This window comes from Enterococcus sp. C46 (assembly GCF_040887565.1).
GTDB lineage: Bacteria > Bacillota > Bacilli > Lactobacillales > Enterococcaceae > Enterococcus_B > Enterococcus_B lactis.
The window spans coordinates 224,250-246,148 of sequence record NZ_JBFOGA010000001.1 but is presented as its reverse complement, the minus strand read 5'-3'; the positions used below and the strand labels follow the sequence as shown (position 1 = coordinate 246,148).

At 35.0% G+C, this 21,899-nt stretch carries 23 protein-coding genes and 2 pseudogenes; 13 read left to right on the top strand and 12 right to left on the bottom strand.

Annotated features, from left to right (window positions below; genetic code table 11):
* Nucleotides 1–166 precede the first annotated feature (166 nt).
* The gene (locus tag AB3I27_RS01200) at nt 167–979 is read right to left on the bottom strand and encodes a cell wall anchor protein (protein ID WP_104760445.1); all 813 of its coding nucleotides are present in this window, start codon (nt 977–979) and stop codon (nt 167–169) included.
* 195 nt (nt 980–1,174) lie between these two features.
* Nucleotides 1,175–2,013: pseudogene (locus AB3I27_RS01195) on the bottom strand (lysostaphin resistance A-like protein).
* Between the two features lie 184 nt (nt 2,014–2,197).
* Here AB3I27_RS01195 and AB3I27_RS01190 point away from each other — a divergent pair.
* On the top strand, nt 2,198–3,085 hold the full coding sequence (locus tag AB3I27_RS01190; RefSeq protein WP_002306584.1) for a peptidyl-prolyl cis-trans isomerase: 888 nt from the start codon (nt 2,198–2,200) through the stop codon (nt 3,083–3,085).
* A gap of 272 nt (nt 3,086–3,357) precedes the next feature.
* Here AB3I27_RS01190 and AB3I27_RS01185 read toward each other — a convergent pair whose 3' ends face one another.
* Nucleotides 3,358–4,143, bottom strand: a complete 786-nt coding sequence (locus AB3I27_RS01185; RefSeq protein ID WP_368022901.1) for a glycerophosphodiester phosphodiesterase — start codon at nt 4,141–4,143, stop codon at nt 3,358–3,360.
* A gap of 609 nt (nt 4,144–4,752) precedes the next feature.
* Here AB3I27_RS01185 and AB3I27_RS01180 point away from each other — a divergent pair.
* Both AB3I27_RS01180 and AB3I27_RS01175 read left to right on the top strand, forming a co-directional pair.
* The gene (locus AB3I27_RS01180; protein WP_002293281.1) at nt 4,753–4,968 is read left to right on the top strand and encodes a DUF378 domain-containing protein; all 216 of its coding nucleotides are present in this window, start codon (nt 4,753–4,755) and stop codon (nt 4,966–4,968) included.
* Nucleotides 4,969–5,105: 137 nt separating this feature from the next.
* On the top strand, nt 5,106–5,591 hold the full coding sequence (locus AB3I27_RS01175; RefSeq protein WP_002306582.1) for a hypothetical protein: 486 nt from the start codon (nt 5,106–5,108) through the stop codon (nt 5,589–5,591).
* An 80-nt stretch (nt 5,592–5,671) separates the two neighbouring features.
* On the opposite strand, the gene AB3I27_RS01170 is transcribed toward AB3I27_RS01175, so the two are convergent.
* Nucleotides 5,672–6,310 carry a hypothetical protein gene (locus AB3I27_RS01170; protein WP_002291921.1) on the bottom strand — a complete coding sequence of 213 codons (639 nt, stop codon included), beginning with the start codon at nt 6,308–6,310 and terminating at the stop codon, nt 5,672–5,674.
* 191 nt (nt 6,311–6,501) lie between these two features.
* Between AB3I27_RS01170 and AB3I27_RS01165 the strand changes: the two genes are divergently transcribed.
* The 5 genes and pseudogenes from AB3I27_RS01165 (at nt 6,502) to AB3I27_RS01145 (ending at nt 9,438) form a co-directional block, all read left to right on the top strand.
* Complete coding sequence (locus tag AB3I27_RS01165) at nt 6,502–6,915, top strand: Hsp20/alpha crystallin family protein (protein WP_002291922.1); 414 nt, start codon at nt 6,502–6,504, stop codon at nt 6,913–6,915.
* A gap of 181 nt (nt 6,916–7,096) precedes the next feature.
* Nucleotides 7,097–7,357 (top strand): hypothetical protein, encoded by a 261-nt coding sequence (locus AB3I27_RS01160; protein WP_033606565.1) that lies wholly within the window; start codon nt 7,097–7,099, stop codon nt 7,355–7,357.
* Nucleotides 7,358–7,516: 159 nt separating this feature from the next.
* Nucleotides 7,517–7,752, top strand: a pseudogene (locus tag AB3I27_RS01155) (hypothetical protein).
* 392 nt (nt 7,753–8,144) lie between these two features.
* Nucleotides 8,145–8,936 carry a TraX family protein gene (locus tag AB3I27_RS01150; RefSeq protein WP_002291925.1) on the top strand — a complete coding sequence of 264 codons (792 nt, stop codon included), beginning with the start codon at nt 8,145–8,147 and terminating at the stop codon, nt 8,934–8,936.
* 109 nt (nt 8,937–9,045) lie between these two features.
* The gene (locus AB3I27_RS01145) at nt 9,046–9,438 is read left to right on the top strand and encodes a VOC family protein (RefSeq protein ID WP_002291926.1); all 393 of its coding nucleotides are present in this window, start codon (nt 9,046–9,048) and stop codon (nt 9,436–9,438) included.
* An 80-nt stretch (nt 9,439–9,518) separates the two neighbouring features.
* On the opposite strand, the gene AB3I27_RS01140 is transcribed toward AB3I27_RS01145, so the two are convergent.
* The 5 genes from AB3I27_RS01140 to AB3I27_RS01120 form a co-directional block, all read right to left on the bottom strand.
* Nucleotides 9,519–10,442, bottom strand: coding sequence for an NAD-dependent epimerase/dehydratase family protein (locus tag AB3I27_RS01140; protein WP_002291928.1), 924 nt, complete (start codon nt 10,440–10,442; stop codon nt 9,519–9,521).
* Nucleotides 10,443–11,120, bottom strand: a complete 678-nt coding sequence (locus AB3I27_RS01135; RefSeq protein ID WP_002291929.1) for a type 1 glutamine amidotransferase domain-containing protein — start codon at nt 11,118–11,120, stop codon at nt 10,443–10,445. It abuts the gene before it with no gap.
* A complete protein-coding gene (locus AB3I27_RS01130) occupies nt 11,098–11,451 on the bottom strand; it encodes an ArsR/SmtB family transcription factor (protein ID WP_368022885.1) in 354 nt (117 codons plus the stop codon). The genes AB3I27_RS01135 and AB3I27_RS01130 overlap by 23 nt, the downstream gene beginning before the upstream one ends.
* Before the next feature lie 287 nt (nt 11,452–11,738).
* Nucleotides 11,739–11,936, bottom strand: a complete 198-nt coding sequence (locus AB3I27_RS01125; protein WP_104760464.1) for a cold-shock protein — start codon at nt 11,934–11,936, stop codon at nt 11,739–11,741.
* A 292-nt stretch (nt 11,937–12,228) separates the two neighbouring features.
* Entirely contained in the window at nt 12,229–12,372 is a 144-nt protein-coding gene (locus AB3I27_RS01120) for a hypothetical protein (protein ID WP_167513731.1), read from the bottom strand.
* Between the two features lie 86 nt (nt 12,373–12,458).
* Between AB3I27_RS01120 and AB3I27_RS01115 the strand changes: the two genes are divergently transcribed.
* Together AB3I27_RS01115 and AB3I27_RS01110 are read left to right on the top strand one after the other, a co-directional pair.
* Nucleotides 12,459–12,713, top strand: a complete 255-nt coding sequence (locus tag AB3I27_RS01115; RefSeq protein ID WP_002306574.1) for a hypothetical protein — start codon at nt 12,459–12,461, stop codon at nt 12,711–12,713.
* Between the two features lie 330 nt (nt 12,714–13,043).
* Entirely contained in the window at nt 13,044–13,346 is a 303-nt protein-coding gene (locus AB3I27_RS01110; protein ID WP_002313710.1) for a hypothetical protein, read from the top strand.
* Nucleotides 13,347–13,526: 180 nt separating this feature from the next.
* Here AB3I27_RS01110 and AB3I27_RS01105 read toward each other — a convergent pair whose 3' ends face one another.
* Together AB3I27_RS01105 and lepA are read right to left on the bottom strand one after the other, a co-directional pair.
* Nucleotides 13,527–13,787, bottom strand: a complete 261-nt coding sequence (locus tag AB3I27_RS01105) for a hypothetical protein (protein WP_002329257.1) — start codon at nt 13,785–13,787, stop codon at nt 13,527–13,529.
* Between the two features lie 882 nt (nt 13,788–14,669).
* A complete protein-coding gene (lepA, locus tag AB3I27_RS01100; protein WP_002291945.1) occupies nt 14,670–16,505 on the bottom strand; it encodes a translation elongation factor 4 in 1,836 nt (611 codons plus the stop codon).
* A 146-nt stretch (nt 16,506–16,651) separates the two neighbouring features.
* Here lepA and AB3I27_RS01095 point away from each other — a divergent pair, with 146 nt between their 5' ends.
* From AB3I27_RS01095 to AB3I27_RS01085, 3 genes are read left to right on the top strand one after another with little or no spacing between them, the layout of a single operon-like run.
* On the top strand, nt 16,652–17,872 hold the full coding sequence (locus AB3I27_RS01095; RefSeq protein ID WP_002291948.1) for an enhanced intracellular survival protein Eis: 1,221 nt from the start codon (nt 16,652–16,654) through the stop codon (nt 17,870–17,872).
* A gap of 19 nt (nt 17,873–17,891) precedes the next feature.
* Nucleotides 17,892–18,386 carry a nucleoside 2-deoxyribosyltransferase gene (locus tag AB3I27_RS01090; RefSeq protein WP_002291949.1) on the top strand — a complete coding sequence of 165 codons (495 nt, stop codon included), beginning with the start codon at nt 17,892–17,894 and terminating at the stop codon, nt 18,384–18,386.
* The gene (locus tag AB3I27_RS01085; protein WP_002316308.1) at nt 18,364–19,050 is read left to right on the top strand and encodes a hypothetical protein; all 687 of its coding nucleotides are present in this window, start codon (nt 18,364–18,366) and stop codon (nt 19,048–19,050) included. The genes AB3I27_RS01090 and AB3I27_RS01085 overlap by 23 nt, the downstream gene beginning before the upstream one ends.
* A 148-nt stretch (nt 19,051–19,198) precedes the next feature.
* On the opposite strand, the gene clpB is transcribed toward AB3I27_RS01085, so the two are convergent.
* On the bottom strand, nt 19,199–21,808 hold the full coding sequence (gene clpB, locus AB3I27_RS01080) for an ATP-dependent chaperone ClpB (protein WP_002291951.1): 2,610 nt from the start codon (nt 21,806–21,808) through the stop codon (nt 19,199–19,201).
* Between the last annotated feature and the right edge of the window lie 91 nt (nt 21,809–21,899).

The following is a 21,899-nucleotide window of genomic DNA, read 5'->3' as shown; positions in this document are numbered from 1 at the left end:
AAAATAATCTTTGCGTTCCTGTTATTTCCTGTTTCTCAAATATGTTAGTAAACAAAAATAAACCTGGCAAAGCTACAACTTCGCCAGGCAATACAGCACTCTCGAATGAAATATTCACTCAAAAATCTATCGTTTTATTCAATTTTAGATCTGTTGTTTTTATTCTTTATTTCACTCGATGGAAGAGAGAACGAAAATAGCTTGCTCCTACAATCAAAATGAGTAACACACCCATCCATGTAATTAGCTTGTTTATGGTTCTACTACCAGTTTCTGGTAAATCGCTTTTTCTCTTATCTGTTTCTTTCGCTTTTTCTTGATGATCAATTCCACGAGAAACAAAATCAGACTGTTTTAGCACACTTTTTAGGTTGCTCCCTGCATTTCTCTTTTGTTCCTTAGTTGGTATGATAGGTACCAAATCAAGTTCATTATTTACTTTTCCTGTGCTGCTTTCGCTACTTGTGTTTCCTGTGCTACTTTCACTACTCGTACTTTCTGTACTGCTTTCACTACTCGTACTATCCGTACTGCTCGACGGTCCAACAACTGTCCAACTACTTGGTTTCAAATTCTCCGTAATCGTCATCTGTCCATCATAAAAAACAATCAAATCAACTTTATCTTTACTCTTGATCTCATCAATTGATAGTTCTGCAGAAATCATTATTGTATACTCAATACCAGCGGTCCATTGTACGTCCTTTAAATAAACTTCCCCAATAACCTTTTCTGAACTTCCATTACCATCCCAACCATATGTTAGAACAGCATGTATATCACTAGCATTCACGCTTTTATTTGTTTTGATCAGAATAGTAATGACTTGTTGTGTCACGTCATAAACGATCCGATCAGTTTTCACAGTAAATGAAAGATTTTCATTTGTCCGTTCATTTGCAGAAGTACTGATTCCAATCATTGCTGCAATTATACTTAGCCCAAGAATAACAAATAATACGGTCGCTGTTTTCTTCATTTCAATCACTCTCCATATAATTACCTTCTATTTGATAAAGGAATTATATAAAATGAAAATGATGAGAACACGACAGTCAGTTGTGAAAATCTAACAAAAGATGTCGTGTATTCGTTTGAATCTGTTTACTTTTTCGTTTAATCAATGAAAGACTTAAAAAAGCAAGACCGATATCAGCCTTGCTTTCTTCATCTTTTATTGATAAACAGCAGTATGTTTCTTCATTCGCTTTGTTTTATATGCATAGAGTAACAAACCAACAATCAAGACTAACAAGAATAATGTAGTCGATATAGACGCTTCAGCCCCAAAGTTTCCCCCAGTAATTATTGTGTTTTGCGATTGGACCAGAGTGGAGAAAAAACCTTGTTCTTACGTTCCGCTGACTGGTATACCTAAAATAACTCCTTGTGTCCAATTCCAAGTAATGTGAGCACCGATGGCCGTAAATAAACTTTCTGTACTGTAGATAAGTGCACTGAAAAAGCAACCTGCTAAAAAGATATTGAAAACTGCCAGAAATGTCATGTTAGGATTCAATCCGTGCAAAAGAGCAAATAATGCAGCAGATCCAATCATTGCTATTAACGGACCAAATCTAAGCAGCTGGTGCTGAAAAAAGCCACGGAATAAAAGCTCTTCGGATACCCCACTGCAATAAATAAAATAAAACTCGTGATCAGCGGCACAATATTTGCGTTTCCTGAATCTAACCGATACGCCCCTATCAAATATAATGGACTAGTAATAAGCAGAAACACTCCAATTCCACCAACGAGACCTCCCACTAAATACCCCCAGTCTTTTCCTCGTCCAGAAATACCATAATCTTCCACTTTTTTCCCTTCTATCTTACTAGCAAGAAATAAAGCTAGTAAAAAAACAACTAAATGTCCAACCGTACCAGCAATTGCTCCAATCCATTCACTGTCTCCAAGAAACATATCCGCAAGTGCATTATTGACAAGAATTCCTAAAACAAAACCAACTAAGACTATTAAAACAGAGCCAATCAATCGAATAATCCTGATCATCTTTCATCCCTCCTTTATATTAAGTGTAATAACCCTTTTCTTTCTTGTCTCGTGAAAACTATGTAAATGTTCTCCATCATAGAGAGAATAGATTTTTACGAACTAAGAATGTCTACAGCAACCTTACGAAAATGAAAGACTGTCTGCCTGGTTCTTCTGTTAGACTGTCTTTAATAAGGAAAGGATGGGAAATTTTTTGAAAAAACAACTACTGATTATGTGCCTTTCAGGATTTGCTATTTTACTATTCTCAGGTTGTAGCAAGTCCAATGAAACAATTGCAACGTTTAAAGGTGGAACACTTACAGTTCAGGATTTTTATGATAACCCAAAAGTTAAATCAAACAATCAAACACTATTAAGAAAAATGATCGTCTTCAAAGCGTTTGATGATGTATACGGAAAAGAGATTTCTTCAAAGGAAGTAACAAAAGAATATAATGAGCAAATCAAAAAACTTGGTCCAAACTACAAGGAACAATTAAAAGCAGTTGGCCAAACGGAAGAGACATATAAGAAACTTTTGAAACAGATGCTGGCTTTCCAGTACGGTTTGAAAGCCAATGTAAAATTAACAGATAAAGATCTAGACACTGCTTGGAAAGAATTCCATCCAGAAGTTAGTACACAGATCATCCCATTTTCGACTAAAGAAGAAGCAGATAATGCAAAAAAAGAAGTAAATGAAGGGGAAAATTTCTCCAAGCTTGTTCAAGCTTATGGAAAAAATAAAACACTAAAGGAAACTGATGGAAAAATGAAATTTGATTCAACCAATCCAGGGATTCCTACTGAAGTAAAAAAAGCAGCATTTCAATTAAACAACGGGGAAGTTTCTGATATCATTCCTGTAACAGATCCAACGACTTATCAGCAAAGCTATTATCTAGTAAAAATGGTAAAAAAACAGGATAAAGGTGCCAATAAAGATAAATACAAATCAGAGCTAGAAAAAATCGCCACGGAAACAAAAACCCTTGATACGGAATTCATGGATAAAACAATCCATAAAGTGATGAAAAAAGACAATGTAACTATTAAAGATCCTTATGTAAAAAATATATTCAAATAAACAAGTTTGACCCGATTGGGGATGTGGCAAGCATGTTTCGGAAATTACTTCTTATTTCTTAAAGATGAACACTTCTGCCACGACCTCATGCGGGTTATTTTTTTCCATACCAAAACAAGTAACTGAATTTATCACAATCATATCAATATAAAATAAAAAAGAAGTTTTTTTATTTATGAACATGCTATATAAAAAAACCTAAGTCAACTTGACGACCTAGGTTCAAAAATGGATATAAAGATGAATAATTACATAAAATGAATATATTATGTTTATAAATCACTAGGATTGATTTGATCCGTTTCTACGATTGGAACGGATGATTTTTTTAACACTTCAAATCGTTTAACGTCATTCACCCCATACACTTGATACTCGATTCCAGATTTATTTAGTTTATTGATTGTTTCTTCTGTAGCAGCATCATTAGATACTGAGAGCAACGCTTTTTTATAACTTTTTACTTGTTCAATCTCATCTTCAAGTTTATTTTTTTGGTCATATAACCAAGATACTGTGCAGTCAGGATGATTCTTTACGACTTCGTCTCGGATCTTTTTATCCGTCAGTACAAAAAATGAACGTTCATACACACTATTTTGTTTTAGCGTGTTTACGATGTCATTAACAAAATGTTCATCCTGCCAGTTTCCTTTTGAACCATCCACGTTGACAATCAAGTTATTTTTTTTGATTTCCTTTACGGCTTCTTCAAAAGTAGGTATCTTAACTTTTTTATTTACGTATTCTGGATAGTTTTTCGTATCTAAATTAAACTTCTTTAGTTGTTTGATCGTGTATGTCTCTGGTTTCCCCGTTCCATCTGTTGTTCGATCCAATGTGTCATCATGCATCAAAAAATTCACGCCGTCTCTACTTGTCCGAACATCAATCTCGACTGCTTGGTAGCCTAATATTTTTGCTTGATGGATACTCTCCACCTTATTCTCAGGCGCAATAATGTGTGCGCCACGATGAGCCACTAAGTAAGTACCTTCATGTTCCAACCAATTATTTGCTAATGAAACACATCCTGTTAATAAAACAGTGAATAGCATTACTATTCCAATCTTTTTTTCACTTGCCAAATCACCTCAAAAACAAGTATAGCAAACTTAAACCTGTTTAAAAAGTTATTTTAAAACGAGCTAAAAATATCCCTTATGGACTTTTTCTTCTTGTTCTGTTATACTAAAGAAACACGAAAGATATTTTTATGCGACACTTTTCATTTGTTTTTATGAAATTTATTCAAAACTGGCGTAACTTCAGAGTTACAAGGATGTATTAGAGGTTAGGGAATACATCGTTTAAATGAGAAATAAGTAATAGTTAGTAATAGTCACCGAAACTTTAAATTAATGAATATTGAATCGTCAGATAGCCTTCTCGAGTTTTCGAGAAGGCTATCGTTTATTTTATGGATAAGTGAGTCCGCAAGTCATTCCTCATCCCTCATCGGAGCTCATCAAGTATTTCTGACTGTCAATGTTGAAAATCAGACGTTTTGTAAGTCTATTTCTTTTTTTGATTGAAGGCATTATCTGCGATACCTTTACTTGTTTTTCCTCTTTTTGCATCATTTGCTAAAATCCCTGAGCGTTATATAAGCAATGTTTCTCTTTTTGATATATAATTATTTTATCATTTAAGAAAGGAGAATTCTAATGAAAACTTTAGATGCTATTGCATTAACTTTATTGATTGTGGGAGGGCTGAACTGGTTGTTGGTAGGCTTGTTCGAATTTGATTTAGTAGCTATGATTGCTGGTGGTTCAACAACTATTTTTGCGAAGATCATTTATATCATCGTAGGTATTTGTGCGATTTACTGCTTGAAATTTTTCCCTATGATTACTAGAAAAGTTGATGAAAGATATTAGAAAGCTATAATTATTAAAAAAGCAATTATCTTCATGAACCTTCCCATTAGTGGGAAGGTTTTTTTATTTGAAGTCATCTGATTCCACATGGAAAGTGGTATACTGAATCAAGATAATCTATTTTAGGAGGTACCATCATGAATAAAGGGATTTACGTAGGATTGTTAGGGGTTGTACTACTTTTTTCAGCCTGTGGAAATGCTACAAAGAATTCTATCAATGAATCTTCACTAACCAATTCAACACCTGTGGTCGGTTCAACTAAAAGTACTTCTACTGCTTCCATTACTAATACTTCTACTAATAATGTAGATTCTCAATATAGCCAATCAAGCATTCAGTCGTCTACCATTTCTTCAACATCTGAAATGCAAGAAAGAACTGAACCTTCTCTTCCATTGGAAAACTCTGATGAAGCACTTCTATTTCTTATTGCCCATCGTTCCGAATTACAAAGTGAAGATATCGTTACTAGCTTTTATCAAAAAATCGATCAAGATTATTTGTTCACGACTTCTAGCAAGCAGACTCGTGCCCAAGGAGGATCAGGAAGTGTCGGTTTCTATCGAGTTTCCCCCGATGGAGTGATCTTGATTACTGATGCGTACGGCACACCGTTTTGATGATATAGAAAATTTCACATTTCTGTCTGTTCATTGTGTGTTTTAACGCTATTTTATTTTGAAAAACGCGAACGAGTATCTCAATCGTTCGCGTTTTCTATTTCAAAATTCTCTGGTACGTCCCATTTATTCGCCACCATTTTTTTGTCAGATGCAGTCATACGATATAAGTGACCATTTGCGTCAACTACATAGTTTGCTACAGCTACTTCTTCCATAAAAATATCTACTTCTACTTCTCTAACTTGATTGATACGAACGTCAAACCAATAATGGTTAGCGCTTACAATAGTTGGATCTTCTAACTTCAAATGATAGTATGCCCACTTCTCTACTTGCTCTCTTGTTAAATTTGTGGTATCTACTTCGCTTTTTGTCAGTTGTGTAATAAAATTAGTCGCCGGATGGTTTTCTAAATCCAATTTTTCTACATTTGGGTAAAAGAATTTGCTTATTATAAAAAATGACACGATGATGATTCCTGCTATACAACATGTGTAATAGACGATTTTTCTTCTACGGGTTTTACGTATCGTTTTTATTTGGTAATTTCGCGCTTCTCGATCTCGCCATTTTCGTTGCTGCAAAGCTGTTTTTTCTTTTTCTAAAAGATAGCCGAGTTCACGTTTCTTTTGTGGATTGCTTGTCCTAGCGATTTCTAATTCTAAATGATAGATTCTGCTTTCTTCTCGCCAATAGGGATTTGTGGTTTTTGCCATATTTTCTCCTCTCTAAATTATTTTCTTACTATTATTCTAGCAAACCCTTTCTCAAATTAGAAAGATAACCTTTGTAATTCACTAGATGAAACATTCACAAAGACAATCGTTATACTTGAATTTTTTTCAAAATAGAGTTATTACATAAATAGGGATAAATAAAAAATACTCTATTGAAAGGATGATCAAAAATGGCAAATGTACCTAGCATTCGCGACATGTTCCCTGATTTCAATGATGTGTTTAGTCCAGCGTTCAATGATTTTTTAGGTGTTTCAAGTTATCCAAAAGTAGATTTAGTTGAAAACGAAAAAGAATACAAACTAACAGCTGATATGCCTGGCTGTGACAAAGAAGACACGACAGTTGAATATTCAGACAATACTTTGACGATCTCCGCCAACCACGAGTCCCATACGGAAGATAAAGAAAATGGCAACTATGTACGGAAAGAAAGACATTCGGTCTCTTACAAACGTTCATTCTATCTTCCTGATGTTGATGAAGAAAAAATCACCGGAACCTTTAAAAATGGTGTACTGAAATTAGCATTACCTAAAACGGCGCATCATCCAAAAGAAACGAAAAAAATTGAGTTAAACTAAGAACTTTCGCCTCTCAATAAATGAGAGGCGATATTTTTATTTTTGATAAGAACAAGTGATTTCTAATTGAAATTTATAGTTATTCAGAACTAATTCAATAATCCTAATTAAAATTTCAAACGATACAAAAAAATATTTTGTTTTGGCGATAAAGATGGTATGATCTCTCTTGGTAAAAAATATGGGAGTTGATCATTTGATTGTCTTAAGTAAACTTTTATTTTGGATACCATTCATCATAATGACCAGTATTTTCTTTTACTTATTCAAAAAACCGAACAAATACTTACTTTTATCTGCTTGTCCGATGATTTATTTTATCCATAAAATCAGAGGCTTTTATTATTATGACTCTGGTATTTCATTGTTTTACTACGAAATCGGTTTATTAGCTTCGGCCATCTTTTTCATTTGTGTGTTAGGATATTTCAGAAAAAAATAAGCTTCCAGTCAAAATTGGCTGGAAGTTTTTTATTTTGGCGTAGAACTTTTCATTTGATATTCATACAAGTTGATCCATTTTTCTATTATTAAGTACATACCATTGTTACTCTTTGAATGTGAGGGATAAAGAATAAAAGGAGCTGGTATTTTGTTAGCTATGAGTAAAGCTTTATTTTTACTTCCCTGCACATTCATGTTTATTGTTTTATGTTACTTCAAAAGGGGGGAAAATGGTGCTGGATCTATGTTTTGCTGTTTCTTCCCTTTTTTCCGCTTATTTATTTTCTGGAAGAAATTTAGGATGACATGGCATGTGATTCTGCTTTTCTTTTTAGTCATTCCTTGGGGCTTATGCTCTCACTTATGTTCTTTGCCATTGTGCTATTTTTTTGAATAAAAAATAATGTATAAACACGTTTGTCCCAACTAATTTATCTTGTAACTCGATTTTTTGCATTAAAACCAAATAAAAAGATAAAAAAGTGCGGTATTTCGCACATTTTTATTATATATAAACGTTTAGACAAATTAGATTACTTTTAGGTTCGTGATACATTGGCATAGAAATTATTTGCAAATTATAAGTTTACATCATTTAATTATAGTTACATACTATTTTCCCCCCTCATTCTCTGATATTCCAAAGATAATTTCTACTTTGTTTTGATTTTTGCAGTGATTCACATGACAAAAATGTTCGACTTTTCGATTGTATTTCTTACTTCAATTCATTAATAATGTGATTGTCACTTGTTTCATTTATTTAATCATTAGGAGGGGAAAATTTGAATACTGTTCGTTTGAAAAGAGGACTTTCTACCTTTGACTTGAAAATTTTAGGGATTACATTGATGTTTGTCGATCACATTCATCAAATGTTTTATCCGTTTGGTGTCCCCGACTGGCTGGATTGGTTTGGTAGACCAGTTGCTACTTTGTTCTTTTTTATAAGCGTTGTAGGCTTCTCACATACACATGATAAAAAGAAATATATGCAGCGGCTTTATCTCTCAATGGTTCTTATGGCCTTTTTTACTTATTTTTTAGGTAATATCGTTCATTATGATGAAGTAGTATTAATGAATAACATTTTCAGAGATCTGTTTATTGGTACGGTCATGATGTATGCAATCGATCTTTTCACTGAGGGAAAAAATACAGGAAGTTGGAAAAAGATTGTTACAAGTATTCTCTTATTCATTTTACCAATCTTGCTCTCATTATTTATCCCGTTGTTATTTTCTAGTCCTGTTATCCTTCAAAACAAAGTTGTTTTTATGCTGATTACATCATTTTTACCTGCACTGCTTTTGGCAGAAAATAGTTTTATGGTTCTTTTGATTCCTTTGCTTTATTTAGCAAGAAATCACCGTAACATTCAATGTGTCATCATTTCGATTGTTGCTGGAATATTCTTCTTTTTAGGTACGACCCAGTGGATAATGATCTTTTCAATCATCCCAATCTTGCTATATAACGGACAAAAAGGAAAAGGAATAAAATATTTCTTTTATATTTTTTATCCGGCACATATTGCCCTATTATATTTGCTGTCTGCCTTTTTATATAAATACTAGACTGATGAATGACCATTTCGATTCAGTTCCTGTCTTTAGTCTTTTTTACCCATTCCATGTTACAATCGCTTTGCAATCGATCTCAAAAAAGGAAGCAGGAGGGAAAAAGATGAAGCAACTATTACCGTTTTTGACATATAATGGTCAAGCAGAAGAAGCAATCAATTGGTATCACAAAGCTTTTCCTAACTCCCAAATCACTAAGTTGAATCGGTATGGGGATGCGAGCAAAGAGGAATCGGATCTTATCCTTGAAGGTGAACTTAAGTTAGGCAATCAAGTAATTGGATTTTTGGATATGTCAAAAGATTTCCCTGCGCCTGTCTCCACCTGGGCATCTACCATTTTGATTGAAGTAGATAATCAGGAAGAATTTGATCAGGCATTTAATACATTAAAAGATAGCGGAACCGTAATGATGCATGAAAAAAATTACGAAAAGTATACGGAAGTTTGCTGGGTGACTGACAAGTTTGGCTTTACTTGGCAACTGTTATTCTAGTCATGAGATAAAACGAAAAAGCGATAGTTGACTTTCCATATTTAGTGGATGGCAACTATCGCTTTTTCTCTCGAGTAGCATTACTTTTCTAATTTGAATAATTCGTCTAACGCATTGGAGAATGTTGTTATTTCAAAATCTGGAAATTTCTTTTTAAATTTATCAGAATTAAACTTGTTATCATAATGATATCTAGGTAGTAACTCTTTTAGCTCTTGCATATTTTTATTGAATATAGAACCAAGATCAAACATCCATTGTTTGATCACTTTATATTTTACCGGTTTGCACAACTTTTCTTCCATCAACTTTATCATCTCTTCATATGTTCGACTTACATCACAAGGTAGATGCCAAGTTTGGTTATAAGTGTCAGGATGATTTGCTAAAAGTGCCATGGCTTTACTAGCATCAGGTGTCCAAATCAAGGTCCTTAAAGTTTGATCAGAAATTGGTACCAAAGCAGTCTTATCGTCTTTCACTCGGTTAAACAATAAACTGTTTGTAATACTTTGCGTCTTATTAGGTCCATAAAATTCAGGAGCGCGACAAATCATCACATCGATGTCAGGATTCTCCATTTCAGTCACTAGCCGATCTGCCATTTTAGCTCGAACAGTGGATTTGATACCATCATAAATAAATTTGCTATCCTCAAATTGTTCCGTGTCATTTTTTTCGTACATATAAGTGTTATCGAAAAAAACTAATTTCGCCTTTGTTTCTTTACAAGCCTGTATGACATTTTCTAACATGATTTCAAATTTTGTTTTCCACTGTTCGGAGTCCATCGGTAATCCTGCAGCAAAATAAACAATCTCACTTCCTGCTACAGCACGAATAGTTGCCTCACGATCTAAAATATCCGCTGAGATTAGTTCGTCTGTATCGTTGATTGATTTCGGATTTCGGCTAACTAAGCGCAACTGTTTCCCGTACGTTTGATTGAGTTCTTTTGCTAATTCGTATCCAATTTGGCCATTACTACCAATAACTGTTTGCATTTAGATAACCTCCTTGATGAATGTTCGTGCTAGTTCTCTTGTTGAATACGGGTTTTGTCCAGTAATCAGATGTCCATCCTTTACCACATGACTCTTAAAGAAACGCTTCTTGATAAAATGTCCTTTTCTCTTTACAGTCATCTCTTCATTATCAAAAGGAACTACTTTGCTTTTCATCGCTAATCGTTCCTCCGTTTTAGTAAAACCAGTCAATTTTTTATTTGCTATTAAATAGTCATTATTAGCAAGTCTGATATTCAATAAACCTGCTATACCGTGGCACACAGATAATACATAGCCATTTGATTCATAAATATCACTCGCTATTTTTTGTAATGCGTTATTTTCTGGAAAATCCCACATCACACCATGTCCTCCGGTAAAGTAAATAGCAATATAATCTTCACTCTTTACGTTTGCAGGAGACAACGTATTCCTCAAACCTTTTTCAATAAATGTTGCATTAGAATAAATGTCCATAACATCAGAATCTAGATTTTTCATACTTCTAGGATCAATCGGCACATAGCCACCTAACGGACTAACAAAATCAGCTTCAAACTGATATTTATAGATTTCTGCTAAAAATTCTACTGTTTCTCCTAGCCAAAGCCCAGTAGCTTTATTTGTTCCTTTATATTGATTGACGTTTGTTTCAACGATCAAAATTTTCTTCACTGTCTTTTAGCTCCTCTATTTCAGTTATTACATCATTCAAAAAATCTCTTAATTTGTATATATTTTTATTTTCGTGTTTTAGATAGTAAAAATTTTTAGTTCCTTCTTCTCTGACCTCTAATAAATCGGCTTCTTTTAAAATTTTCAAGTGGTGCGATACTGCTGGTCTTGATAAACCTGTATCGTCAGTTAGTTCTCCTACTTGCAAACCATGACAGCTTTTTTCATTTAATAGTCTAATCAAGATCAATTGTCTTTTTGCGTCACCTAACGCTGCTAAAAAACCACTCAATGATTCTAGTTCTGTTTTTAAACGATCATGTCTAATCATTGTAGCTCACCTCTTTTGTTCATATGTTTAAACCATTAAACTATATTTGGTAAAATATGTAAATTCCTTTGCTCAGAAAAGTATCTTCTTTATGATTTGACGGTTTCAGAAAAAAATATCAAAGCAAGTAAAAACTGAGTAACAGAAAATAAACAAACTAAATCAAACAATAGTGTTAAACTTAATCAATGAACGAAAAAAATCCCTCACCTAATATTACAGTGAAGGATTTTTTCTACCAACATAAACAAAAAAACCACCTCATATGAGGCGGTTAACATTCAACATTATTTTACGATATTTACTGCTTGAAGACCGCGTTGACCTTCTTCAATATCATAAGTAACTGCTTGGCCTTCATCTAAAGACTTAAAGCCTTCTACTTGGATTGCTGAAAAATGAGCGAATACGTCATTTCCATCTTCACCAGTGATGAAACCAAAACCTTTATCTGAGTTAAACCATTTTACTGTACCTTTATTCATATATATTTCCTCCTGATACGTATATAATACGTGTTTTATTGCAATTAATATTACTTGGTAAAAGGAGTTTTTATAGTGTGAATATATCGCTCAGATTACGTTTCAAATTAGATTACTTATTTACTGTAACACGGATATAATACTAACACAAGGATAATCACTCGATATAAGGTTTAAAAGATGTAAAATTTCAGAAAAATCACAACAATTGTTTAATGAACGAGTATGATCTCCGATTAAAAATCTCATATCTATCTACTTTCTTTTTGTTCTTCGTTAACTACTTACTTTTTCAACCTGAATGATGGCCGGCAATACAATTGCTCGCAATTTTATCCGCTGCTTCTGTAGGAACACCGTATTTTTTAAACTTTGCTTTTATTTCAGTTAGTTCCGGTTTTCTGACTTTTTCCATTCTGGTGTGTTTGTAGTCCATTCGGAACTATTATCCTTAATATTTGGTTATTAGTTGATAAAGTGCTATTATCCTAATTGACATAAGACGATATGGGAGATGATACGGTGGTCACATTTAGCATGCTTTTATTTTGGATTCCAGTCTGTATTGGTATCAGCTCTTTTTTTTACTTCACTAAACGTTCTAGAAAAACAGTTATATTAATGCTTTCTTTTCTTCCTACAGCAATTTTTATCATAAAAATAGTGAAATATACATTTTATCAATCGCTTTCAGCATTATTTTTTTACGTAGTTGGGTTGTTTTTATCACTTATTCTTTTCATCATTGTTTTGCGATATCTTTATAAGAATGATTAATTGTTATACATCGAAATGATTCTTGTTATCCTGAATGCTATTTTTTTAGATTTCAATTTTTTATAAATATTTTAGGTCTTGCTCTTATCTTATTTTCTAGCAATATTATAAAATTGATTGGTAACTTTCTAAAAGACGATCACTAGTTGATTGTCTTTTTTTCTGAATGTCTATGTAACTAAAAAATAAAAAAGAAGCTGTTTATCTTTTCACCTAGCGATAGTCGCTAAACTTTCCTTACCTTATTTTCTCTTCAGCAAAAAAATGGATAGAAATAAAAGTATTATGTATAATTAAATTAAAATTAAAATAATTAGAGAAGGTGAAATTATGGATGAATTCCAAATGATAAAAAGTACTCTTATGTCTATAAAAGAATATGTATCGATGATAAGTAGCTTTCCTAATGAAAGTGATAGAAACAGTGTAATAAGACAGTTTAATATTCAGTTTATAGGAAAAGAATGTAAAAAAGTTATTTCTATAGAGATTGCTAATTATTTAAAATTAGAAAATAGTATATTTAACAAATATATTCAAGAAATTGCCAAAGAACTCCACATCAAATTAGAAGGACTTCATAAGGTAAATTCTGCTACTTCGGAAGCTGATGCGTATTATATCTATCTTTGACAATAAGTAATTGATGTGTTTTAAATATGCGTAACTCCGATGTTTATAAATTAATAGACAGCAACGGAAATAGTAAAAACATACTAGGAAACAAGGATGTGAATTTCAACTCTTCATAATTGTTCTTACTATTTTTCAACCGTTGCTGTCTATCGCATTTCATCATTCTTTCAATCCGAATTAATTAGGGTACTTTATCGGCATATCTAGTATTAAACCGTCTATACCATGACTACTAGCGTAACATCTGTCTTTTTTTTCATTCCGCTCCCTCCCATTGACGAGCATCATTTTATATAGAAATCCAAGCTTACGAATAACCTCACTTGCAATAGCAACACCCTGACTTGCCACTTTATATACTTCTTCTGTAGAAACTCCGTATTCTTTTTCAAATGTTGCCTTCAGTACGTTCGATTCTTGTTTACTCGATTTATTCATTGCCGTTTTTCCAATTCTCATTAATCAATAACATTTTAAGTCGATTTTCTGAACTTATGTATCAATGATCATATAGCTTGAAACCGTTCTTATTATACTGTAGTAATCTACGTATCTAAGCAACCCTTCATTTTTGTATAAGTCTTTTATTACCGATTCCCCCCTTCAATCTCATTTTTTTCTCGTAATCAATGAATAATGATAAGATAAATATATTGCAAAAGAGAAAAAATAAAGGGGATATAACTTTGTTATTTATTAGTAAAATTTTATTCTGGGTTACTTGTGCATATAAAATTATTGTTCTACATTGTTTAAAAACATGACGTAAAAAAGATTGTTTACTGATCGTCTCATCCCTCCCATTTATCTATTTCATGATTCAGATTTGGGATGATTCAGATACTGATCCCCTTTTTTTATCCAATTATTTAGTTGGTTTAGTATTTTCGATAGTATTTTTTATTTGCATACTAATTTATCTGAATACAAAAAATTAAGTTTTCCAGCTCTTAGGGCTGGCTTTTTTTGTTTCTAGTCTATTTTTTCTGAAAAAGTTACTTGAATAAATACACTTTTTGAGAGATTATAGCCAAACTATTTTTTAAAACAGCTAAGAATTTTGCGCTAACTTAAGCGACATCACTCAGTTTATACATGGATTCTTTTGACTAATCCAAAGTTGTTTCCGACTAATCCTCTGATTCCATGGCATCCAAAACATGATTAGATGGACACCTATTCTCATATTACAAATAAAATGAGAATTGAAATGGTAGATATCATGGAGAATTTTACCAACAAAAAAACCACCGGTGACATTCCGGTGGCAAACCCATGTAAATATGGTATTTTTTTCAGTATTGTCAAATAGACCTCTTACTACTTCTTACTTTCTTCTTCGTCCATTTTCAGAACGGCCATGAAGGCTTCTTGCGGAACTTCGACGGAGCCGATTTGTTTCATCCGCTTCTTCCCTTCTTTTTGTTTCTCTAAGAGTTTACGTTTACGAGAAACATCTCCACCATAACATTTAGCCAAGACGTTTTTACGCAAGGCCTTGATGTCTGAACGGGCAACGATTTTTTGTCCAATAGCTGCTTGGATTGGCACCTCAAATTGTTGGCGTGGGATTAGTTTTTTCAGTTTTTCAACGATTGCTTTTCCACGTTCATAGGCAAAGTCTCGGTGAACGATAAAGCTTAATGCATCGACTTTTTCTCCATTCAGCAAGATGTCCATCTTCACTAACTTGCTTTTTTGATAACCAGACATTTCATAATCCAATGAGGCATAGCCTTTTGTACTTGATTTCAATTTGTCAAAAAAGTCAAAGACGATTTCAGAAAGCGGAATATTATAGACGACATTTACTCGGTAATCGTCTAAATAATCCATCGTAATGAATTCTCCACGTTTTCGTTGAGAAAGTTCCATGACTGCACCGACAAAATCATTGGGCACCATAATCTGTGCTTTGACAAATGGTTCTTCTACATCTTGGATCGTTACAGGTTCAGGAAAATCTGCCGGGTTATCAACTGTAGCAGTCGTACCATCTGTTTTATTAACATGGTAAATAACGGATGGTGCAGTCGTAATCAATTCTAGATTGAATTCTCGTTCCAAACGTTCTTGGACGACATCCATATGAAGAAGTCCTAAGAATCCGCAGCGGAACCCAAATCCCAATGCTTGAGAAGTTTCTGGTTCGAATTGTAAAGCAGCATCGTTCAATTGCAGTTTTTCTAAAGCTTCCCGCAAATCGTTGTAACGAGAAGTATCAATTGGATAAAGACCACAATAAACCATCGGATTCATTTTTCGGTAACCTGGTAAAGCTTCAGCGGCAGGATTGTCTGCTAATGTTACTGTATCCCCTACTCGAGTATCTTGGACAGTTTTGATACTTGCTGTGATATAACCAACATCACCGACCATCAAAAAGTCTCTAGCAACTGCTTTTGGCGAGAAGACCCCGACTTCTGTAACATCAAATGTTTTGCCATTACTCATCAGTTTGATTTTATCTCCGGGTTTGACCATACCGTCCGTGATCCGGACATTTAGAACAACACCGCGGTAACTATCATAAATAGAATCAAAGATCAAAGCTTTTAGCGGTGCATCTAAGTCTCCACTTGGTGCTGGAACATATTCCACGATCTGCTCGAGAATATCTTCAATTCCAATCCCTGCTTTTGCACTAGCTAATACAGCTTCACTAGCATCGATTCCGATTACGTCTTCGATTTCTTGACGGACACGTTCGGGATCTGCTGCGGGTAGGTCGATTTTATTGATGACTGGCAGGATCTCCAAATCATTGTCTAACGCTAAATAAACATTGGCCAATGTTTGTGCTTCGATTCCTTGGGCTGCATCAACCACTAAAACGGCGCCTTCACAGGCAGCAAGGCTTCGAGAGACTTCATAGGTGAAGTCGACGTGCCCTGGAGTGTCAATCAAGTGAAAGATATATGTTTCTCCGTTTTTCGCTGTGTAATTGAGTTCTACAGCATTTAATTTAATCGTGATTCCACGTTCACGTTCCAAATCCATCGAGTCTAACAGCTGATCTTGCATTTCGCGAGACGTCACAGTGTGCGTCATTTCTAAAATACGATCGGCCAATGTAGATTTTCCATGGTCGATATGAGCAATGATCGAAAAATTACGAATCTGCTCTTGGCGTTCTTTCATTTTCTTTATATCCATAGCGTCTCCTCTTTTCATATAATCAGCACTTTCCATTATACCAACGAAAAGCAGTAATTTAAAGACTTTTTAATTAGTCAGCTTTAGAAGTTTTTTTGGTAGAATTTTGCTATACTGTTATCAAGCTAATAAATGGAGATGAAAAAATGGATCAAAAAGATTTTAGAGAAAATCTTGAATTAAAACCAGTCACTCAAGAACATATCGATCAGTTCAACGAATTACTTTCCTATGTGTTCCAAGTGACTGAAGCAGATATCGAGGAAAGCGGGTTTGAGAATAAACGAGCTTTTATCCGTTCCAAAAGACCGATTTTAGAAGTATCAAAAGTGTTCGGGTGGTTTCATGAAAACAAACTAATCTCTCAAATCGCTATCTATCCTTGTGAAGTCAATATTCACGGTGCACGTTATAAAATGGGAGGCGTGACTGGAGTTGGAACTTATCCAGAATATGCGAACCACGGATTGATGCAAGATTTAATCATCGTTGCATTGGATAATATGCGCAAGAACAAGCAATGGATCTCTTATTTGTATCCTTACAGTATCCCCTATTATCGGCGCAAAGGATGGGAGATTATGTCTGATAAACTTTCCTTTAAAATCAGAGATACACAGCTACCTAAACAAGTCCCAGTAAGTGGGATGGTTGAACGATTACCAGTTGATCATCCAGATGTATTTGCCGTTTATGACAAATTTGCCCAACGAAACCATGGTGCTTTATTCCGCAGTAATTTTCATTGGGAAGAATATTGGCGTTTCGAAAATGAAGATGAGCGCACAGCCGCTGTCTACTACGATAGCAATCATGAACCAAGAGGTGTTCTATTCTACTGGGTAGCTGAAGAAATATTTCACGTAAAAGAAATGTTCTATCTTGATCAAGAAGCTCGAAATGGCTTATGGAACTTTATTTCCGCACATTTTTCCATGATTTACTGGGTACATGGAGATATTTACAAAAATGAACCCTTAGCTTTTTTGATTGAAGACAGTCAGATCAAAGAGCAGATCGAACCATATTTTATGGCTCGGATCGTTGATGTAAAAGAATTCCTACAACATTTTCCGTTTGTTGGAACAGCTGATGCTTTTCATTTCATCATTGAAGATCCTGTCGCTCCTTGGAATAATGGCATCTTCGCCTTAACATGGGATGAACAAGGACAAGTCCGTGTCTTGAATGAACCTATAGGAAAACCTGTTCGATTGAATATCCAAACATTGACATGCTTGATGATGAATTATCGACGTGCTTCTTATTTGGCAAGAATCGAACGGTTAGAAACAGATGAAGAAACACTGAAGTCACTAGAGCGTATTATTCCAAATATGGAAGCTTACTTTAGCGATTATTTTTAATAAAAAGGATGATGTTTAGATGAAAATTTATTTTGCCGCACCAATGTTTGCTAAAAGTGATTTGTTATATAACGAGCAGATAGTTAAAGAAGTCAGAGCGATCTCTTCTAAACTTTCAATTTATCTTCCTCAAGAAAATGAAGCAATCAATGACAAAACTGCTTATGCAGACAGTCGGATGATTGCTCTTGCAGATACAGAAAAAGTGCTGGAAAGCGATTTGATGATCGCTTTATTAGATGGATTGACGATTGATGCTGGCGTAGCATCAGAAATCGGTGTGGCTTATGCGAAAGGTATCCCAGTGATTGGCTTGTATACTGATACCCGGCAGCAAGGCGGAGCCCACCCGAAAAAAATCGCTGCGCTACAGGAAACAGCTGAGAATCAATTTCACTATCTGAACTTATATACAGTAGGACTGATCAAATTGAACGGAAAAGTGGTTTCTTCAGAGACTGAGTTGCTTTCAGAAGTAAAAAGATTTTTAGATGGAGGGACTTTCAGTGATTAAAGAAATCAAAAAGGTTCAAATAGCTTTACTTGCTTTTGGTGTATTCGTTGTCTGTTATAATTTTTATGAATTTATCACCCAAAAGTATTCGACTTCTCAAGGAATCACATTTATCGTGGAATCTTTATTAGGGATTGCATTGATTTTCATGCCACAAGTCATTTTGACAGTTTTCAAACTTAAAATTCCAGCAGCAATCGTTTTGTTTTACTGGTTTTTCTTATTTATCTCTGTCTTTTTAGGTACAGGGATGCATTTGATTAGTATCATCTCTTTTTGGGACAAAATCTTACATGCAGTGAGTCCAATGGTTCTGACAGCTCTTGGCTATGGATTGATTGGTTACTTGATGAAAGATGCGGAGATATCAAAAACCAGTCCTTGGTTGTTCCTCTTATTCGGCTTTGCGTTTGCTGGACTTTGCGGCGTGTTTTGGGAGTTCTGGGAATTCTTATGCGACCAGTTCTTAGGCATGAATCTTCAACGTTTTGCTGCTTCTGATGGCACACTGTTTGTTGGACGAGCAGCATTGATGGATACGATGGGCGACTTGCTGACAAATACGATAGGTGCTGCCTTGATGGGATTGTTTGCTTGGTCTCAAAGTAAAAAAGATGAGCGTTACTTTGAAAGTTATAAATTAGAAAAAGTGAAAAATACTTAATAACAAAGGTCGTGACAGAAGTGGACAGCTCAAAAAATTTCGGCTTATATCCGAAAAAGCTACTTCTGGAACACTGTTTATTTGAAAAAAAGGAGGTCTGACAGTAGTTGTGTCAGACCCCTTTTTCTTTTATAGTCTCAATGGAAGATTAGACGATTTCTTCTAGCTCTTCTGTTTTGAAATGAAGTTGTCCATCAAGTAAAGTAATCGTTACTTTTGATTTAGGCATAACATGCCCTGCAACGATTTCTTTAGCTAATGGTGTTTCTACTTCCTTAGTGATAAATCGTTTCAATGGTCTGGCACCATATGCTGGTTCATAAGCATTTTCAGCGATCCACGTTTTGGCTTCATCACTGATTGTTAGTAGGATTTCTTGATGTTCCAGACGTTGTGCCAATTGCGCCACCATTTTGTCAACGATTCCTTTCACGTTGTCTAGGCTCAATGGTGTAAATAAAATCGTGTCGTCGATTCGGTTCAAGAATTCTGGTTTGAAGTTTCCACGTAATAGCGTGTTGACTTGTTCAGCCACTGCTTCTGGAATCGTTCCATCAGCAGTCACACCTTCCAACAGTAACTGTGAACCGATATTGCTAGTCATGATCAGAACCGTATTTTTGAAATCAACTACTCGCCCTTTTGAATCGGTTAGGCGTCCGTCATCTAGGACTTGTAACAAGATATTGAAGACATCGGGATGCGCTTTTTCGATTTCATCCAACAAGACGATTGTATAAGGATTTCGTCTGACAGCTTCCGTTAATTGTCCACCTTCTTCGTAACCTACATAGCCTGGAGGAGCTCCGACTAGACGAGACACAGCATGTTTTTCCATATATTCACTCATATCGATCCGTACCATATGATCTTCTGAGTCAAACAAGTTCTCAGCTAAAGCTTTCGCTAATTCGGTTTTTCCGACACCAGTTGGTCCTAGGAAAAGGAAAGAACCTAGAGGACGATTTGGGTCTTGCAATCCAGCCCGTGAACGAATCACCGCGTCACTGACCGCATCAACTGCTTCATCTTGACCAATCACTCGTTTGTGAAGCGTTTCATTCAATTTAATCAGTTTTTCTCGTTCGCCTTCTACAAGTTTCGTTACGGGGATACCCGTTAATCTGCCAACGACTTGAGCAATTTCATTTTCGGTAACGGACTCTTGAACCATCTTGATCTCGCTGTCTTTTGCTTTGGTTTCTAGTTCCTTCAATTCTTTTTCTAATTGAGGTATCGTACCATGGCGCAATACAGCAGCGCGTTCCAGATCATAGTTATTTTCTGCATCTTCTAATTCGTGTTTTGCTTTATCGATTTCAGCACGTTTTGCTGAAACAGAATTGACCTCTTCTTTTTCTGTTTCCCACTGCATCTTCATTGCATTTGCTTCTTCACGAAGTTCAGCTAATTCTTCTTGCAAATTTTTCAGTCGTTTTTTACTTGCATCATCTGATTCTTTTTTCAGTGCAGCTTCTTCGATTTCCAACTGCATCAAACGTCTGGTCACTTGATCTAATTCCGTTGGCATAGAGTTCATTTCTACCCGAATCGTTGCACTGGCTTCATCGATCAAATCGATTGCTTTGTCTGGTAAGAATCGATCAGTAATATAACGGTCAGATAAAGTAGCTGCTGCGACCAGTGCGTTGTCATGGATGTTAACACCATGGTGGATCTCAAAACGTTCTTTTAATCCACGCAGAATACTGATCGTATCTTCCACTGTTGGTTCTTTGACTAATACCTTTTGAAAGCGACGTTCCAACGCTTTGTCTTTTTCCATATATTGACGGTATTCATCTAAAGTTGTGGCACCGATCAAATGTAATTCACCGCGAGCAAGCATTGGTTTCAACAGATTTCCGGCATCCATACTTCCTTCTGTTTTTCCTGCTCCTACGATATTGTGAATTTCATCAATGAACAAGAGGATCCGCCCATCACTTTTTTTGACTTCTTTCAAGACCGCTTTTAGTCTTTCTTCAAATTCACCGCGGAATTTTGCTCCAGCGATCAATGCACCCATATCTAATGAAAAAATCGTTTTATCTTTTAAATTTTCAGGCACATCTTTGCGTACGATACGTTGAGCAAGTCCTTCAACGATCGCCGTTTTACCTACACCTGGTTCTCCTATCAGAACAGGATTATTTTTTGTTTTTCGTGAAAGAATACGGATGACATCACGGATTTCTTCATCACGACCGATGATTGGATCCATTTTTCCACTTTTGACTTGCTGTACTAAATCAACGCCGTATTTTTCTAATGCTTTGTATTGTTCTTCTTGGTTTTGCGAGGTCACCCTTTCTCCTCCTCTCATCTCTTCGATGTTTTTACGCAATTCTTTTTCAGATAATCCGTTTTTATTCAAATAAACAGTTAACGGATAATTTTTTAATTTCATCAACGCTAAAATAACGACTTCCGTTGAAAGAAACTCGTCGCCGAAGCTTTCACGTATTTGGTCTGCTTCATTCAATAATCGAAAGAAATTCTGGCTGAGGTTTTGTCCATATTGGACGTTTCCACCAGAAACAACTGGATACTCATCCAGTAGACGATCGATTTCATGTTCAAAAGATTCGACATCCAATCCGGCATCCGTATAGAAATTTCGACCAAAATGATTAGGTTGTAAAAAGATTTTCCATACATGGGCAATGTCGATATCTTGGTGTTTTCGAGTGACCGCAATCTGTTGAGCTTCAGCAATCGCTTCTTGAAGCGTCGTAGTCATTTTCTCAATATTCATACAGGTATACCTCCTAATTAAAGGTAAGATCACTTATTTCTTTGATCTTTACACAAACTATTATATCTCTTTGGTCAATTTTGGTCAAAAT

Bases quoted from the DNA above. Each gene is read 5' to 3' on its own strand.
- AB3I27_RS01200 (WP_104760445.1), bottom strand. From the start codon at position 979: ATGAAGAAAACAGCGACCGTATTATTTGTTATTCTTGGGCTAAGTATA.
- AB3I27_RS01190 (WP_002306584.1), top strand. From the start codon at position 2,198: ATGGGAAATTTTTTGAAAAAACAACTACTGATTATGTGCCTTTCAGGA.
- AB3I27_RS01185 (WP_368022901.1), bottom strand. From the start codon at position 4,143: ATGCTATTCACTGTTTTATTAACAGGATGTGTTTCATTAGCAAATAAT.
- AB3I27_RS01180 (WP_002293281.1), top strand. From the start codon at position 4,753: ATGAAAACTTTAGATGCTATTGCATTAACTTTATTGATTGTGGGAGGG.
- AB3I27_RS01175 (WP_002306582.1), top strand. From the start codon at position 5,106: ATGAATAAAGGGATTTACGTAGGATTGTTAGGGGTTGTACTACTTTTT.
- AB3I27_RS01170 (WP_002291921.1), bottom strand. From the start codon at position 6,310: ATGGCAAAAACCACAAATCCCTATTGGCGAGAAGAAAGCAGAATCTAT.
- AB3I27_RS01165 (WP_002291922.1), top strand. From the start codon at position 6,502: ATGGCAAATGTACCTAGCATTCGCGACATGTTCCCTGATTTCAATGAT.
- AB3I27_RS01160 (WP_033606565.1), top strand. From the start codon at position 7,097: ATGGGAGTTGATCATTTGATTGTCTTAAGTAAACTTTTATTTTGGATA.
- AB3I27_RS01145 (WP_002291926.1), top strand. From the start codon at position 9,046: ATGAAGCAACTATTACCGTTTTTGACATATAATGGTCAAGCAGAAGAA.
- AB3I27_RS01140 (WP_002291928.1), bottom strand. From the start codon at position 10,442: ATGCAAACAGTTATTGGTAGTAATGGCCAAATTGGATACGAATTAGCA.
- AB3I27_RS01130 (WP_368022885.1), bottom strand. From the start codon at position 11,451: ATGATTAGACATGATCGTTTAAAAACAGAACTAGAATCATTGAGTGGT.
- AB3I27_RS01125 (WP_104760464.1), bottom strand. From the start codon at position 11,936: ATGAATAAAGGTACAGTAAAATGGTTTAACTCAGATAAAGGTTTTGGT.
- AB3I27_RS01120 (WP_167513731.1), bottom strand. From the start codon at position 12,372: ATGGACTACAAACACACCAGAATGGAAAAAGTCAGAAAACCGGAACTA.
- AB3I27_RS01110 (WP_002313710.1), top strand. From the start codon at position 13,044: ATGGATGAATTCCAAATGATAAAAAGTACTCTTATGTCTATAAAAGAA.
- AB3I27_RS01105 (WP_002329257.1), bottom strand. From the start codon at position 13,787: ATGAATAAATCGAGTAAACAAGAATCGAACGTACTGAAGGCAACATTT.
- lepA (WP_002291945.1), bottom strand. From the start codon at position 16,505: ATGGATATAAAGAAAATGAAAGAACGCCAAGAGCAGATTCGTAATTTT.
- AB3I27_RS01095 (WP_002291948.1), top strand. From the start codon at position 16,652: ATGGATCAAAAAGATTTTAGAGAAAATCTTGAATTAAAACCAGTCACT.
- AB3I27_RS01090 (WP_002291949.1), top strand. From the start codon at position 17,892: ATGAAAATTTATTTTGCCGCACCAATGTTTGCTAAAAGTGATTTGTTA.
- AB3I27_RS01085 (WP_002316308.1), top strand. From the start codon at position 18,364: ATGGAGGGACTTTCAGTGATTAAAGAAATCAAAAAGGTTCAAATAGCT.
- clpB (WP_002291951.1), bottom strand. From the start codon at position 21,808: ATGAATATTGAGAAAATGACTACGACGCTTCAAGAAGCGATTGCTGAA.